The 15,786-nt window shown below is 37.0% G+C and carries 12 protein-coding genes; 1 reads left to right on the forward strand and 11 read right to left on the reverse strand.

The features are described 5' to 3' along the window. Positions 1 to 17: 17 nt before the first annotated feature. The 9 genes from psbQ to VB711_RS20060 all read right to left on the reverse strand — a co-directional run bounded on the left by psbQ (position 18) and on the right by VB711_RS20060 (position 11,363). Positions 18 to 470: a photosystem II protein PsbQ gene (gene psbQ / locus VB711_RS20020; protein WP_323288023.1), complete on the reverse strand. Its 453-nt coding sequence runs from the start codon at positions 468 to 470 to the stop codon at positions 18 to 20. Between the two features lie 463 nt (positions 471 to 933). Further along, complete coding sequence (locus VB711_RS20025) at positions 934 to 2,286, reverse strand: protein kinase domain-containing protein (protein WP_323288024.1); 1,353 nt, start codon at positions 2,284 to 2,286, stop codon at positions 934 to 936. Positions 2,287 to 2,535: 249 nt separating this feature from the next. After that, positions 2,536 to 2,739: a helix-turn-helix domain-containing protein gene (locus VB711_RS20030; protein WP_416233597.1), complete on the reverse strand. Its 204-nt coding sequence runs from the start codon at positions 2,737 to 2,739 to the stop codon at positions 2,536 to 2,538. A gap of 427 nt (positions 2,740 to 3,166) precedes the next feature. Next, complete coding sequence (locus VB711_RS20035; RefSeq protein WP_323288026.1) at positions 3,167 to 3,898, reverse strand: peptidylprolyl isomerase; 732 nt, start codon at positions 3,896 to 3,898, stop codon at positions 3,167 to 3,169. A 266-nt stretch (positions 3,899 to 4,164) separates the two neighbouring features. Continuing rightward, positions 4,165 to 4,509, reverse strand: coding sequence for a HetP family heterocyst commitment protein (locus tag VB711_RS20040; protein ID WP_323288028.1), 345 nt, complete (start codon positions 4,507 to 4,509; stop codon positions 4,165 to 4,167). 74 nt (positions 4,510 to 4,583) lie between these two features. Beyond that, entirely contained in the window at positions 4,584 to 6,104 is a 1,521-nt protein-coding gene (locus VB711_RS20045) for an HlyD family efflux transporter periplasmic adaptor subunit (RefSeq protein ID WP_323288029.1), read from the reverse strand. Positions 6,105 to 6,496: 392 nt separating this feature from the next. Then, positions 6,497 to 9,619: a peptidase domain-containing ABC transporter gene (locus VB711_RS20050; protein ID WP_323288030.1), complete on the reverse strand. Its 3,123-nt coding sequence runs from the start codon at positions 9,617 to 9,619 to the stop codon at positions 6,497 to 6,499. Positions 9,620 to 10,477: 858 nt separating this feature from the next. Continuing rightward, positions 10,478 to 10,663, reverse strand: coding sequence for a hypothetical protein (locus tag VB711_RS20055; protein WP_323288031.1), 186 nt, complete (start codon positions 10,661 to 10,663; stop codon positions 10,478 to 10,480). A 520-nt stretch (positions 10,664 to 11,183) separates the two neighbouring features. Then, positions 11,184 to 11,363, reverse strand: a complete 180-nt coding sequence (locus tag VB711_RS20060; RefSeq protein ID WP_323288032.1) for a hypothetical protein — start codon at positions 11,361 to 11,363, stop codon at positions 11,184 to 11,186. 484 nt (positions 11,364 to 11,847) lie between these two features. Here VB711_RS20060 and VB711_RS20065 point away from each other — a divergent pair, with 484 nt between their 5' ends. Continuing rightward, the gene (locus tag VB711_RS20065) at positions 11,848 to 12,810 is read left to right on the forward strand and encodes a ribonuclease Z (protein WP_323288033.1); all 963 of its coding nucleotides are present in this window, start codon (positions 11,848 to 11,850) and stop codon (positions 12,808 to 12,810) included. 401 nt (positions 12,811 to 13,211) lie between these two features. Here VB711_RS20065 and VB711_RS20070 read toward each other — a convergent pair whose 3' ends face one another. Together VB711_RS20070 and VB711_RS20075 are read right to left on the reverse strand one after the other, a co-directional pair. Beyond that, positions 13,212 to 14,771: a sodium:proton antiporter gene (locus VB711_RS20070; protein WP_323288035.1), complete on the reverse strand. Its 1,560-nt coding sequence runs from the start codon at positions 14,769 to 14,771 to the stop codon at positions 13,212 to 13,214. A gap of 232 nt (positions 14,772 to 15,003) precedes the next feature. Next, entirely contained in the window at positions 15,004 to 15,573 is a 570-nt protein-coding gene (locus VB711_RS20075; protein ID WP_323288036.1) for a Uma2 family endonuclease, read from the reverse strand. Positions 15,574 to 15,786 lie beyond the last annotated feature (213 nt).

The following is a 15,786-nucleotide window of genomic DNA, read 5'->3' on the forward strand; positions in this document are numbered from 1 at the left end:
AAGCTTTAATCTTCAACTTAACTGCTAGTTTTAGGAAGTAATTGCAGGAATTTATCAATATCTACAATAACATCTTTGTAGTTACTTAAAGCCCTGTCAGTATTCCCGACTGTAGCAGCCTGATCGATTTTAACCAGGTGGTTAAACAAATCCTTTGTAATTTGACGTGCTTTAGGTTGATCTTGGGGGTCTAGATTGGGGATGATATAAGTCATATTCAATCTAGCTTCTGTCATTGGTCCATGAATGAAATTACCAACTTTGATCCATTCACCATTTTGAATCAAGCTGTTAAGTTCATCAGCGCGATCGCGCACAACCTGAACATCAGGAACATACCCCTCAATTTTAGCCAATTGAGCAGGTGTGTACGATGGAGGTGCAGTTGCTACACTAGGGCTGCCACAACTGAACAGGAAAGTTGCTAATAATACTAGAATCAATGAAAAAATCGAGCGTTGACGCGCCATACACTGAAATTAATTTGCTATGTGTTTGCCGATAACAGTGTAATTTTAGATCGTCGTCGTAGTTTATCGTTCAAGGTAACTGAAAATAATTAGACTTTTTTAAACCCTCCCACAAGAAGGGGTCAAATATCAAGTTACAACCAAAGGGACAGGGATAAGAAATTAAGACTTACACAAGATTAAGGTATTTTCATCATTATGAAGCTGATGTAGCCATCTCAAACCCTTATATTTACAAGTTACGCCTTAATAGAATCTATTAAATATAAATTATGAATTTTACCTTTTGTAGGGTGCGTCAGACCCGATAAGTTAGCATAAAATAGATTTTTTCTATCTGACGCACCGCACTAATATGGGATGACAAAAACCTGAAACTAGACAACTTTATTCATACATACCATCTAAGGAGTATAGAGACATACCATGGAACATTTCTGCATTTTTTCCCAGAGATATCTAATTAACAACTCAACAATGCTTCCTTAAATTCTGCTGCACTCTGGAAATGAATTTGTGGCTTTTCTATCAATGCCAAATCTATCACTTTTGCCAACTTCGCTGGAATATTTGCATCACGATTTTGAATGGGAACAGGATTATTTTGCAAAACCGACAACCAAGGATCTGCGGTAAAATTGCGGGGAACATATCCTGTTAGCATATTATATAAACAAGCCGCCGTTGCCCACACATCTACATCTGGTTTAGCCCTTTTAAAATCAATTACCTGCTGACGGGGAATAAACCCTGGTGTACCTGCTGTTTTTTTGGTCAGAGTTTGACCACTTAAACCAGCTAAATCAAAGGCTTTAGCTAATCCATAGTTACCTATAGCAGCTATAAATTTATCATTGTTTCTTCTGAGTAAAATATTAGTTGGTTTTAAATTTCTATGAACCAAACCCCTACCTTTTCCAACTGTAACATTAGCTAATTCCATAAAAGGAATCTCGGCATTATGGGTATGTATTAACCCATCTAAAACTTGAATAATAATATCTACAGCTATGTCTACAGGTATCTTTCCTCCTAACTGCTGCATTAAATCATAAACAGTCCCCTCTTCATAATATTCCATAATTAAAAAGAAAAGTTTTTCTGCATATCCATAATTGTACAACTGCACTAAGTTTGGATGCTGTAAAACTTTCATGTTTTCGATTTGGTACAAAAATGTTTGTACGGATGCTGCTTGGGCAGTTACTACAGGTGACATTACTTTTAAAACTAGATATTTATTAGTTTCTGGATGTTGAACTAAATAAACATCACCAAATCTACCTTTACCCAGTAATTTAACTGTATTGTAACCATGTAATATTTTTAAATCAAAATCGCCTTGATCTGCTAAAGCTAAAAGACGTTTAATTATTACTAAAAAATTTGGTCTATCCCTTGGTTCTTGATCACTAATAAAATTAGGAGTAGAACTTTGAATAATTTGCTGTTCAACTTCAATTGCTACTTTAAAGACTGTATCACCTAATTTTATTTCGTCACCATGCTGTAAATCATACTCTAAACAATGGGATCTATCTGCTTGTTCTGGTGTTTGGTGACTTTCTCTTTGACCAATTTTGCCCCCATTAATATAAGTTCCGTTTAAACTGCCAAAATCTCGGACTCGAATATCTGGAGGATTAATATCTAGTAAGCAGTGATAACGAGAAATTGTATCATGTTCAAGATCGTTAGGTAATCGGGGATAGCAATCTTCTTTTCTGCCAATAATACAAGTTGTACGAGAATCAAAAATATATTGTTTTCCCGAAAGTCTACCTTGGATAATCGTCAGTGTAATTTTAGCTGGCATATTCAATTACTTAAAATAATTTGTGGATGTTTTAAAGGATATTTGAATAGTCAAACACGTTACTCTAAAACTCTTGTTCTACAAATATATATACCCAAAATGCTAAAAAAAACGAACTTTTTCACAAATGTTTAATCGACGACTCCCCCAATTGGCATAGAGGAGAGGGAACAGGTAACACGGAACAGAGATTTTTGATGGTTTAAAAAATGTGCAATTAATTTTACCTACCTACCTACTTAAAACGCCCTATGCACTTTGTTCATGTTCTATTGGGGCAAGCTCAATTACTACCCGTTGATTGAGAGCGTAAGCGATTTTTTGCAGTATTGAAATGGAGTGTCCTTCGTAATCAGCATCTTCAAGCCGTGCAATCACGGGCTGTTTTGTACCAATAAGTTCAGCCAGATGTTTCTGTGTTAACCCGGCCTTTGTTCTCGCGGTATAAATCAACTGTGCCACTTCTGAATTTAGAGGTCGTTTGAAAAGTATTATATGAAACTAATAGATATTAGAAACCTAACCCCCCTGCCTCCCCTCTGACAGGTGTAGGTTTTTAATATTATCTGTGAAGGCAGGACTTGGAAGACAAGGAGGTATTGTAGACAAGGAAGATTTTATACAAGAAATGGTCTGTTGAGCTTCAGTTTTTGTGACCAATCGTACATTCTTTGTACAGTTTTCCTCCCTTGTCGCCTTGTCTACCTTGTCCCCCAAGTCTTGCCCTTACGACAATGTAAAATACCTACTCTTGTGAGAGGGGGGAAGGGGGGTTTTAGCCTTGTTAATTTTTATTCACATAGTTATGTTTATTTGCACCCACCTACTTATCGCTCTTGGAAAGATTAAAATATCTAGACTTGGATGACAAGGGAGGTAGTTATGCGTGTAATAAATAATTTAACTCTGCTGCTAACCATTCTTTGAACATTTTATCTAAAATTTCCTGATGTCTTTGAGGAGTTAATTCAGCCGGAATAAATTCTTCTACCATCAAAATGTAACTTTTTTGGTCAATAATTAAGGGATCTAGTACATCTTTTGGTTTGGCATTAAATACAACAGAGGCTACATCAGGCTTTAAATTCCAACGAGAAAATTGGCCTTCATAACCACAGTGTTTTCTTCGTCTTTCATCAATATCATAAATGTGAGCAGCATCATAAAAGCTGAGTTCACCTTCTTGAATTTGGTAACAAATTTCTTGTGCTAATTGTGGATATGGAACAACTATCTGATATAGTAAAAACTGATCATAATCAAGCTGATTTTCTAGAAAATATTTCTCTACTTCTTTAGCAAATAAACTTTCAGCTAATTTTTTAGTCAACAGAATATCACGAATACCATTTTCCCAGTCGTTCGGTAAAACTAGCTGATCTGTTAACCATGCTAAAGTATCGTTAGCTTTGACTAACCGATTTTCATAACGTATTCTATCGGCTTCAACTTGAATTTCTTCTGGTGTGATATTTATATCTCTTTCTTTGACTGCTTGAGTGATAATTTTTTGGTATAGAATATTATTACATACTTCTTTAATTTGCAAGTTTTTTTTCAGATATGTAATAACTTCTTCGGGGTAAATATTTTCACCTTTAAATTCAATCATATTTGTTACTAATGTAAGTTGCTTTTTGAGCTTAATTAAGATTAAGGTGCATCAGAATTTTAAAATTAATGATTCTAGTCCAAATTATTTTGTCTGACATTTTAGATCAATTAAGGTGCGTCAGAATCTTAACATTAGTGGTTGTAACCCAAATTATTCTGTCTGACGCACCCTACAGACTACAGACTACTATAGATTACAAATGATCTCAATCAAAGTAGGGTGGGCAATGCCCACCTTATAGACTACTTATAGACTCTTATAAACTACGAAGTCTTGATTGATTGCCAATAAATTGCTGTATTGCCACCTCGGAGACTAGCCTGTTTTTTGTTAGAGATTTCTAAATATTCTAAATCATTGATTTTGCTAACAGATGGAGACGGATTTTGATGATTGGAGGAATTTGCTATTTGTCTATATTCTTTCATTAATCGGCTATAAGTGCGTTGAGGGATAAAATGAAGTGGATTGTAGCCAACAAAACGCAAAATTAAAACACAAGCCCAGGAATATCTACCTTCAGTAATGGCCGCAATAACTTGATTTAATTGTTCAGAAGTAATAGGGTGTTGGACACTTTTTTGTAGAGGAGAGGTGTGGTAGTTCATGATCAGGTTTGATAAGGTATACAAAGTTAAGGAATAAAATTATGGCAAGCACTATGGTATAAATAACCTAAAACTTATAAATTAACTCCATCTGTTTGCAGTTTTTTCAGTGGTTCAAATATGATATCTGCAATACGTCGGCGACGGATAATAATTTCCGCAGTAGCTGTTTGTCCAGGCTTAAATTTGATAGTTTGATCATTTGCTTTGACATAGTTGCGATCTAGTTCAATTTCTACTTGATATATTGCACCTAATTTTTCATCGGGTTTGGTATTGGGAGAAATGGAGATTACTTTCCCGGCAATAATACCATAATCTTGAAAAGGGTAGGCATCAAATTTTATTTTCGCTGTATTTCCTACTTTGATAAAACCTGCTTCTTGGGTTGGTAAAGTAGTTTTAAGAATTAATGGTGCATTTTCGGAGGCTAATTCAGCTATGTTTTGTCCAGTTTGAATTACTTCTCCACTATTGCTGATATTGAGTGATAAAAGTATTCCTGCAATAGGGGCAGTGAGTGTGTGATATCTTAACCTGGTTTGTGCTTCTAGGAGTAGCTTTTCAGTTTGCTGAACTTTGGCTTGTAATTGGGTTTTTTCTACTTGTAGTTGCTGAATAGATTGGACAGATTGTATCTGTACTGTTTTAGCTTCTGCTTGTCTTTGGGTTAATTCAGCTTGTAATCGTTGTAAATCTGCTAGGGTTTGTTGTAAGTCTATTTGCAATCGTTGTGATTCTGATAAATTTTGTTGAATTTCACCTGTTTGTTGGGTAATAGTACGCTGACGATCGCTAAAATTTTGTTGTGCTTGAAACAGTTGATCTTGGGACAATGCACCTTGTTTAACTAGAGATTCTAGTCTTTGCAATCTTTCTGTTTGGGCGGTGGCATCTGTATATAATTGACGCAGTAACGCTTGGCTGATACTGACTCTTTCTTTACCTTGAGCGATCGCTACTTTATGACTTTGAATTTTGGCTAGAACTTGGTTAATATTTGCCTGTTGACCTTGAATCACAGCATCATTAATAGCAATGCGAGTCTTAGCTTCCAAACTGGTTTTTTCAATCAAATTTTCTGTTTGACTTACTTGAATTTGGTAGGCTGTGCGTTCTTGTTTTAATCTCTCAATTTCATTTAGTACAATCTCCTGATCTAATTCTACTAATACCTGTCCGGCTTTAACTATTTGCCCTTCTTTAACATTAACATTGGCAACTTTGCCGGCAATTACAGGATGAACTTTATAGGTTTCTCCTTGAGGAACTAATTGCCCTCTGGCTTTACCTATTTCATCAAACTGTCCAAAGTTTGCCCAAGTCCCAATGATGATACAAAAGATTATTCCACCCGCAACCATTTGGGAAGGAAGAGATGAAGGGGGTTGATCAAGAACAGTTTGTAGTGATGTAGACCATTTAGCAGGTTGAGAAATAGTTGAAACATCTATTCCTGTTGTTAAACTATTTGGAGATTGACGATCTGATAAATTAGTAGGTTGATTGGGAGGAACTTTTACAGATGTAGCTGCACCTCCATAAACCAAATCTGCTCTGTGATGTGAACTTTGAAAATTAGATTTTAGTTTCATGGAAGTTGCCTCAATTTAGAACTTTTCCCATCCATAAGAATCTTAAATGATATTTGAAAACAACCAAAATGGTTTTCTAAGGCATAGCCATACTTCAAAATTCAAATATTAGTTCTATGGTTTTACTAACCAGGTAGATATAGCCATTGTAGAGGAAATTTGAATTAATTGATGAAGATAGATAATAACTCAAGTTGTTAGTTATTGAATTGGGGTTGGTAATTGGTTAATTGGTAATAAAATCTCAACTTTCATCCTGTTCATCCTTTAATCCTGGACATCCTGATTCAGACAATTTGCCTGATTAGCAACTTACTTTTTTGTTTTTATCTATATATATCCTACTATTTTTAAGCTAATTTACCAGCCAAATTGACACGATTTTGAAGAATTTACATATCAATTTGTTGCTGCAAAAGATGATAGTAAAGACCGCGTGCATTTATTAGTTCTTCGTGATTACCATGTTCAACAATTACCCCTTTATCTAGTACAATAATGCTGTCAGCATGACGGACTGTTGAGAGACGGTGAGCAATAATTAAAGTAGTACGAGCTTCCTTGATAGAAGTTTCGCTAACGCGACTAATGCGGCGTAGATTTTGTTGGAAGCGTCGTTCTGATTCCGTATCTAGGGAACTGGTAGCTTCATCTAAAATTAAAATTTGAGGATTGTGTAAAATAGCCCGAGCGATCGCTATTCTTTGTCGTTGTCCACCGGAAAGACTAGAACCCCGTTCACCTACTTTTGTATTATATCCCAATGGTAAACTTTGAATAAAAGCGTGTGCTTCTGCTAATTTACTCGCTTCTATTACCTGGTCTAAATTAAATTCTTGGCGATACAAGGTAATATTTTCTAAAATCGTCCCAGAAAATAAAAAACATTCCTGTGGAACTACCCCTAATTGACGACGTAACGACTGCGGTGAAACATGACGGATATCATGTCCATCAATTAAGATTTTGCCAGTTGTGGGATGATATAAACCTTGGACAAGATTAACCAAGGTGCTTTTACCAGAACCACTACGACCAACAATAGCAATAGTTTGACCAGGTGAGGCTGTAAAGGAAATATTTTGTAAAATATTATGTTCATCATCATTAGCATAGCGAAAAGTTACATTTTCAAACTTTAATTCACCATGCAATTTAGGCAGAACTAACATCAAATTATCTGGACTTTCTTCTGGCTGAGTGGTAAATACATCATCCAATCTTTCGACAGAAACCATTACTTCTTGCAACTCATCCCAAAGATCCACTAAAGATAAAATCGGTTGAGTTACGTTACCAATTAACATATTAAAAGCTACTAATTGACCGATAGTAAGTTGGTCTTGAATTACTAATGTAGCTGAATACCAAAGTAAGACCGTGCTGCCTACAGTATTAATTAATCCGCTAATTACTTGTAATCCAATAGCTTGTTTTTGACCACGAAATTGAGCATTCAAGAAAGATGTTAAATGATCTTCCCATAACCAGCGTAATTCCTGTTCCGCAGCCGAGGCTTTGACTGTAGCCACCCCAGTAATCATTTCGACTAACGAAGAATTTTGTTTAGCAGATTCGTTAAAAATTTCCCGCGATGTTTGGCGCAACATGGGACTAGCAAGCATAGTTAAAACAATAATTGGTAACAGCACTAACAGCACCAATAAAGTCAAATACCAATTGTAATAAATCATCAAAAATAGATAAACAATTGCAGTTAGCACATCTAACCAAACTGCTATGGCTTGACGGGTGAGAAATGACTGGATTTTATGATTTTCTTGAACGCGGGTAATGATATCGCCAACATGACGGGTTGCAAAAAACTTGAGAGGTAAATTCAGCGCGTGACGGATAAAACCACTAACAAGAGTTAAATCTACGCGATTGGAGAAATTAATTAGCATATACTGACGAATACTCACCAAAGCAATTCGCCAAACACTAAATACCAACAATCCAACAGACATAACTTGTAAGGTATTTAAGCTTTTGTGGACTACTACCTGATCAAGAATAATCTGAGTAAATAGGGGAGTAACTAGACCAAATACTTGCAATAATACAGATGCAATTAAGATAGGCCAAAGCATGGAACTATAAGGTGCAACGGCACCCCAATATCGCCCCAATGAAGGTTTAGAAGTGGGTATGTTTTTAAATTGAGGTGTGGGAGTTAGGAGTATGGCGTATCCAGTCCAACTATCTTGAAACTCTTGTAATGTAATTTTGCATCGTCCTATGGCTGGATCTGAAATAATGACGCGATTCTTTTGGATACCATAGACAACTACATAGTGATCTCCTCGCCAATGGGCAATCCAAGGATGTTTTTGATCGCTTAGGCGGTTGAAACTGGCTCGCACTGGTCTAGACTGAAATCCTATGGTTTCGGCGGCGGTGGCGAGGTTTTTTAAAGATGCTCCCTCAAGTCCCACTGCTGCTAGATTACGCAACATATTGATGCTGAATTTTTTACCCCAATATTGGGAGATCATGCCTAAACAAGCGGGTCCACAGTCAGCAGTGCTTTGTTGTTGAATGAATGGATAGCGTTTTGCTAGTAGGGGACGGCGTTGTTTTTTTGGCAGGGGAAAGAGGATTTGTTGGGAGTCTGTGTCGGTGATTGGGGCGGGAGGGAGACTTATGGGTTTTGGTGGTGCGGTCGGTTGGCGACGGTGGAGGGTGTTTTTAACTTCTTTTTCGGAAGATTCACTTAATAATTGGGGTGCGATCGCTTGAACTATTTCCCAATTTTCTCTGGGTAAGTTGTATAATATTAAATCTGTTTCGGCTATCCAGTCGGTTGGTGTGGGTTGAGGATATCCCCAACTGTCACCGATGTCCGGTGGTGTTTCTGGACTATGAATTTTACCTTGACGCAGCCAGAACCTTCCAGTTGTTAATTCAGCTAGGGTTGAACCGGCAGGAATTTTAACTGGGACTATGTAGGGTAATATTTCCTTGAGCCTGTGACTAGAGAGCTTGAGGGGGACTTTGGCGGATTTTTGGAGTTTGACGGCGGTTTTGAAGAATAGGAGGGTTTGTCGGGCAGATACGACGCGATTAAAGTGGTCTGATAGTTGGGGTAAGCGATAGCGAAGCGCTCCGCAGGAATCGCACCATTCTTCCAGTTGGGTTAAGGTAATAAAGCCTACTATACCATCCCCAGCAGCGATCGCGCGATAAGGTAATAATGATAAAGAGCGATCGTTAAATAGTTCATCTGCACCATAGCTTTCTCCTACTTCTAGCAAGGATGCGGCTACTTCTTTATGGGCAATTATATCAAAACCGACTAACCGCACCTGACCCTGGCAAACAATATAACAACCATTTGAATTTCCGACAACATCTCCTAGTTCAAATTCAGACAGTTCAAATTCCTGGCTAAATTTAAGCACCAAATCATCATTTCCCGGAAACAAGTTCAAAAGAATATTAGATAACAATTGACGGTAATTGCTTTCTTTTTCTAAAAACCCATTTCTGTCAGCTTTTAAAATATTTTTCATAATCTCCTTAAAACCAAGTTTTACAAAATTGTATGCAGCATCAATTAACTGAAGGTATGTAATTTCAGTTGTGATGCAGTTTTTGATTTTAGGTAAACATTTAGTTATTAGTAGTTCAACAAAATTAATGGCTGATAGCCAAGGCTAAATTCTAATTATTTTACGCCTTTTTAACTTGATGATTTTGATTTCACGACATCAAGATAAATCATCTTTATGCAACTACTTTTTATTTTGATATATAGGGCAAGATAATACTCACTTTTAGATAATCTTGTCAAGGGTATGTAACCCCTTGGAATACAAATATCTATCTATATAAATAGAACTTACGCAGTTTATCAATTAATCTTGTTATACTTTTATCAAAGTATTTTATTTTGGGTTTTGGTTGTGACAATAAACACCAGCTTTAGAGGATGTTAAATAAGATAATTTTTTCAAAGACTATCTTTATCAGGATAGTTCAGAAGTATATTGACAGAATCTATTACATCAGGGTTATAGATTTTATCTCTTGTAGGGTGTGGTTCGGCAAGCTCACCAACCACGTCAGACGCAATAATTTAGGATACAACAGATTTTATCTATCTGACGCACCGCACTAATAGGAAATTTCATTCATAGATATCATCTGCCTTTTGTACAGTGCATAAGTCCTAAAGTATTAAATCCCATAAGAAAGGTTTTCAAATAACCTCTTGTATTAATCATAGTAAAATAGAGCATACAGTATAAAATAGATGCTCTATATTTTGGTACAAAAATCTGTCTTTAAAAAAAGATTTTAGATCAAGATATTCCCAAATTCAACTTATAATTAAGCTTGATTTCAAAAACGTCTCATTTAGACTTTGATCATCTCCATCTTCTAACAAAGTTAGTAAAAAGTGAAGAGTTTTGTCCTATGAAAATACTGTTATTAACACGACTACCGATAATAATAGCTCCTATGTTGATGTTGAAAGTAAATGAGCCACCTTGAAGATCTGCATCAATATCTTGAGTAGTATCTTCCAAATATTGTAAGTCAGAAATAATCATTACTTTTCTCCTTGTGATGTGTTTTTGGTAACTCTGTTTGAGTTGTTATGACCACTATAAACAAGTAAATGTAACTTGCAAGGACATATTGGCTTGAATATTAATTTTTCTAGCCATGTTGACCAGATTTTTATACTTCAGACGAGTTTGATCTTAAAACCCTTATTCTATAGAGATTTAAGTCTCAGTATATTTTCAAAGTTCAAACAGGATTCCTATATAAGTAACCTTCCGCACTTCATTTTGTAAGAGACAAATATTTCCCTAACTTATTACGCAAGTAATTTAAAATATTAAACTAGATTTATGTGTAGTATATTTAAAATAATAAAAATAGGGTATATGCAACATTCCGTTGAATACACCCTATTATTTTCAGCAAATTTTCTTTACTTCTTATAAAAAATATTTGCTGTTAGTGCATTTCTAGATTTAACTCATAATTGAGCCTAATTTCAGAAATGCTATTTTGATGAAAGTGTGTAATTTACACTCGAATCAACTTTTAATTGTAACTAGGTTACTGATTAAAACCAAATACAATTGCTTCAACGTCTTCTATGTTCGCTATAATTGATGTATTGCCAGCGAACAGATTAGCTAGTCCGAAAACACCAACGTTGATGTCTTGTCCACCTTTAACATCAGCAACGATTTCTTGAGAAGCATCTTCCAAGTAAGCCAAATCTGTAATAAACATTCCTTTTCTCCTTAATTTGTTCGTTTTTTCAACTCTGTTTGAGTTGTTGTTATCACTATAGAAAACAAAATTCGACTTGTAGCGACATATTGGCTTCAGAATTAATTTTCTGGTCATATCGGCTGACATTTTATTTTATTTATTTGAATCCTCAGTGAGCAGTTTGTTTCTACACATATAGCAATCCTATTTGATTTGCAAACACTGAGAGATTTAGATCCAGGACTTGTTATTCATAACTGATTTAGAATTGCTATATATAATTTCAGAAGTGGCTGAAAAAGATAAATTATTACCCCACCCCGGCTTTACTAAACTAAAATCTCCTCTTCCCTTGCCAAAAACAGGGTTAAAATAACTGTGGGACAAAGATTTCACCTTAACTTAACTGGTGTGAGCAGTGCTTTTTGGTTAATTGCTCAAAAATCGTGCCAATATAGAGAGAAGAGCATCGTATTGAGCAAGAGGAAGGCTAATCAACGCCGTGCAGATAACTTTTTTAGGGACGAGTTCTGGTGTACCCACAAGGTCACGCAATGTTTCTAGTGTCGCCCTGAGACTACCACAACGGGCAGAATTGTGGCTGTTTGACTGCGGAGAAGGAACTCAACATCAACTTTTGCGGAGTGAACTGAAAAGTAGTCAACTGTCCCGAATTTTTATCACCCATCTGCACGGCGACCACATTTTTGGTTTAATGGGACTACTAGCTAGTTGCGGTTTGGCTGGAAATGTGCAACGGATTGATATCTATGGTCCTTCTGGATTAAATGATTATCTCCAAGCTGCTTCTCGTTATTCCCATACTCACTTTTCTTACCCGATTAAAGTCCACGTCGTGCGTCCGGGGGTAATTTACGAAAATGATGAGTTTACTGTAACTTGTGGTTTACTACATCACCGCATTACGGCTTTCGGCTACCGCGTCACCGAAAAAGACCGACAGGGACGTTTTGATATTGAAAAGGCTAAGGCGCTACAAATCCCTTCTGGTCCGATTTATGGTCAACTGAAGCGGGGGGAAACTGTGACGCTGGAAGACGGGCGGGTAATTGATGGTCGAGAATTATGTGGACCAACGGAAATTGGGCGGAAGATTGCCTACTGTACAGATACTATATATTGTGATGGGGCGGTGCAATTGGCTGAAGATGCAGATGTACTAATTCATGAGGCGACTTTTGCCCACCAAGATGCAGAAATGGCTTTTCAGCGTTTGCACTCGACAACAACTATGGCTGCACAAACGGCTTATGCTGCGGGGGTACGTCGTTTAATTATGACTCATTTTAGTCCTCGTTACGCTCCAGGTAATGCGATTGAGTTGAAGGATTTATTGCGGGAAGCCCGCGCTATCTTCCCTAAGACGGATATGGCTCATGATTTTATGGTTTATGATGTACCACGACGACGGGCTGTTGAGTTGAATAAGTTGGGTGTATCGTAATATGGTTTAAGCCTGGGCGACTGGAAGTCGCGGCTACACAAACAAAGTCCGCCTGCGCGGACTCAGAAAAAATTGAGGATTTGAAACCCACGGAGGTGGCCATGTCTGTGTAGATGCGGTTTCTAACCGCCTATTTAATCTGTAGAATCAAAATAAAAAATCTCACTTCGACAAGCTCAGTGACCACTCAAACCCTCATTCCTCTGTGTTCTCTGCGCCTCTGTGGTTCGTTAATCCAGATAATTTATTCTTTGGAAGTCCCTTATTCTGTCTGACGCGCCCTACAGGTACTACAGATTCATTTCGGTGCGTCAGAACTTTAATATTACTCACTTTAGTCTCAATTATTCTGTCTGACACACCCTACAGGTACTACAGATTAAGTATGTAAGTTATTGGTTTTACAGTCCGTTTCCTGGTTGTAAAACTTGTTGTAACATGGGTGCAAGTTCTTTATTTAACCTTCCAGCCCTGACAAATTCGGCGTAGGTGTCTGCTTCGATCGCTAGTAATTCTTCTCGAAATAGTTCCATTGTGGTATTTTGAAGGTTAGGATATTCGGTTTGTAGTTTTTCGATTTTTATTTGCAGTTCTGTAATTTCACCTTTGATTAGGGTTTCTTGGTAACGATAAAATTCCTGGTCAATTCCTGGGCGTTGGTCGGCTTGCAAGTATTGAAGGACTCGGCTTAACGCGACATCACGGGCAACTAATTCTAGATAACTCTCTCGTAATTTAGTATCACCTAATAGGTTGAGTTTTTCTAATAGCGGTTTAATTGTCAAGCCTTGAACTAGGAGTGTAAACAGAACTACACCGAAAACTATAGCAATAATTTCTTCTCGTTCTGGTAAAATGTCGGGTACACTTAAAGCTAGAGCGATCGCTACTGAACCTCTTAAACCACCCCACCATAATATTGTCTGTTCCGGTAAGGAAATTTCTGATTTGGTCAGGCTAATACTAATTCTGCTGAGGATGAATATAGCTACTGCGCGAATCAAAATCATGGCTATAACTGTGATGATGATGATTTGCAGGTTGTCTCTTAAATTAGCAAAGCGGATTTGGTCGCCAATCAATAAAAAGACGATGGAATTGACGAAAAATGCTAAAAATTCCCAAAACTGGGAAACAATAATTCGAGTGCGGGGGTTCATTCCTATGCGAGAACCAAAGTTCCCTAAAATTAAGCCTGTGGTGACAACTCCAATTACTCCAGAACCTCCTAAATCTTCGCTAATTAGGTAAGTTCCGTAAGCAGATACTAAAGTTAAAGATTGTTCCACCATTGGTAAATCGAAGCGTTGGGTTAGGTAAGAAATACTAAAACCAATTAAACAACCCACTCCTAAACCGATACCAACAACTGTGAAAAGTTCTACTAAAACTGGTTGTAATCCTAATTGTACGGTTCCTAAAGGTAAGGCGACTAAAAAACCAAAGGCGACTACGGCCATGCCATCATTAAAGAGGCTTTCCCCTTCCATTAAGGTGACAAGCCGACTATCCACCCCTAATTCCCGAAATAACGCGGTGACGGAAACCGGGTCTGTGGCTGATAAACTAGCAGCTATGAGTAAGGCTATGGGTAGGGAAATATTGGCGAATTGATCAAGAGCGATCGCTACTCCTATAATAGAAATCAATACCCCAAATACAGCATACAATAAAATCGGCAACCAATCCCGCTTTAATTCTGACCAGTGCAAGTTCCAAGCAGCTTCAAATAACAGTGGTGGTAAAAAAATCAATAAAATCAAGCCAGGTGAAAGGGTTACAAGACGAACATCAGCTATAGCTAACCCCAATCCTACAACTACCAATAACAAAGTATAGGGAATCTGACGAAACCAACCAAATACTTGCGGTAAGGTGGCTACTCCTAAAGAAACGGACAAAACTAGCAGAAATTGTTTTAGATTATTGGCTATAATTTCTTCGCCTATTGCTGATTCCATAGATTCCCAAAATATACACTGTATTATTATAGCGATCGCACTTGTATTAACGTAAGTTGCCAGATTAATGCAGGCTTGCTTAATAAAGCTAAAACTTAGATATATCAAGAGTTTAAAGAGGTGCAAGGAATAAGCGTTGAAACTGTTCATTTACCTATCACTTGACCGGATTTAAGACTATTTTTCTAGTCTTCTAATTTTCCTCCTGACTCCTGACTCCTTCCTCCTATTCTTAATATAATTCAACACCATCATAAAGCATTTCAATAGGAAATTCAAATTCAATACTTGATAAACTGATGATGTCTCCAGTCCTATAGGGATAATAAAGCCACATTCTTCCCTCTCCCCGACAGTAACGTTCAACGGAGATTTTTTCAGAATCAATCAAAATATATTCTTGCAAAGTGGGGATTGTTAGATAATAAGTGAATTTTTCTCCTCTATCCTTACTGATTGTACCAGGAGAAAGGACTTCAACAATTAATTTGGGATTTTGAATAAATTTGCGGGCGTTGAGGTCATCAGGGTGACAACTAACGATAAGATCAGGGTAAAAATATGGGCTTTGAGGACTAACCTGCACTTTTACATCTGATACATTGACCCGACAACCTTGAGGATGTACATGAGAGTATAGAGGTCTGTAAAGATTGAGAGCAATATCATTATGAGGAATTGTCCCATCAGTCATGGCAAAAACTTCACCATTGATGTATTCGTAGCGAATATCTTGGTTAAGTTCCCATGCGAGATATTCCTCGACGGTCATTTTTTGTGGGTCTTGGGGAATGGCGATCATATCAGGATTTTTTTTAGTTTGTTTTGATTATAGCAACTTGTAATTGGTTAAATTTATGGGTTAAGGTGCATCAGATTTTGAATTTGTGTTTACTAGGATATTTTATAGTCTGTAGGGTGCGTCAGACAGAATAATTTAGGCTAAAATCAGTAATGTTTAGATTCTGACGCACCTTTTATTTTAACTAAAATAGCAACTTATATTATTTGTCAA

The organism is Cronbergia sp. UHCC 0137 (assembly GCF_034932285.1).
In the GTDB taxonomy this organism is placed as follows: Bacteria; Cyanobacteriota; Cyanobacteriia; order Cyanobacteriales; family Nostocaceae; genus Cronbergia.

Coding starts and splice junctions, on each gene's coding strand:
- VB711_RS20070 (WP_323288035.1), bottom strand. CDS start 14,771: ATGGAATCAGCAATAGGCGAAGAAATTATAGCCAATAATCTAAAACAA.
- VB711_RS20045 (WP_323288029.1), bottom strand. CDS start 6,104: ATGAAACTAAAATCTAATTTTCAAAGTTCACATCACAGAGCAGATTTG.
- VB711_RS20075 (WP_323288036.1), bottom strand. CDS start 15,573: ATGATCGCCATTCCCCAAGACCCACAAAAAATGACCGTCGAGGAATAT.
- VB711_RS20035 (WP_323288026.1), bottom strand. CDS start 3,898: ATGATTGAATTTAAAGGTGAAAATATTTACCCCGAAGAAGTTATTACA.
- VB711_RS20055 (WP_323288031.1), bottom strand. CDS start 10,663: ATGATTATTTCTGACTTACAATATTTGGAAGATACTACTCAAGATATT.
- VB711_RS20060 (WP_323288032.1), bottom strand. CDS start 11,363: ATGTTTATTACAGATTTGGCTTACTTGGAAGATGCTTCTCAAGAAATC.
- VB711_RS20025 (WP_323288024.1), bottom strand. CDS start 2,286: ATGCCAGCTAAAATTACACTGACGATTATCCAAGGTAGACTTTCGGGA.
- VB711_RS20040 (WP_323288028.1), bottom strand. CDS start 4,509: ATGAACTACCACACCTCTCCTCTACAAAAAAGTGTCCAACACCCTATT.
- psbQ (WP_323288023.1), bottom strand. CDS start 470: ATGGCGCGTCAACGCTCGATTTTTTCATTGATTCTAGTATTATTAGCA.
- VB711_RS20050 (WP_323288030.1), bottom strand. CDS start 9,619: ATGAAAAATATTTTAAAAGCTGACAGAAATGGGTTTTTAGAAAAAGAA.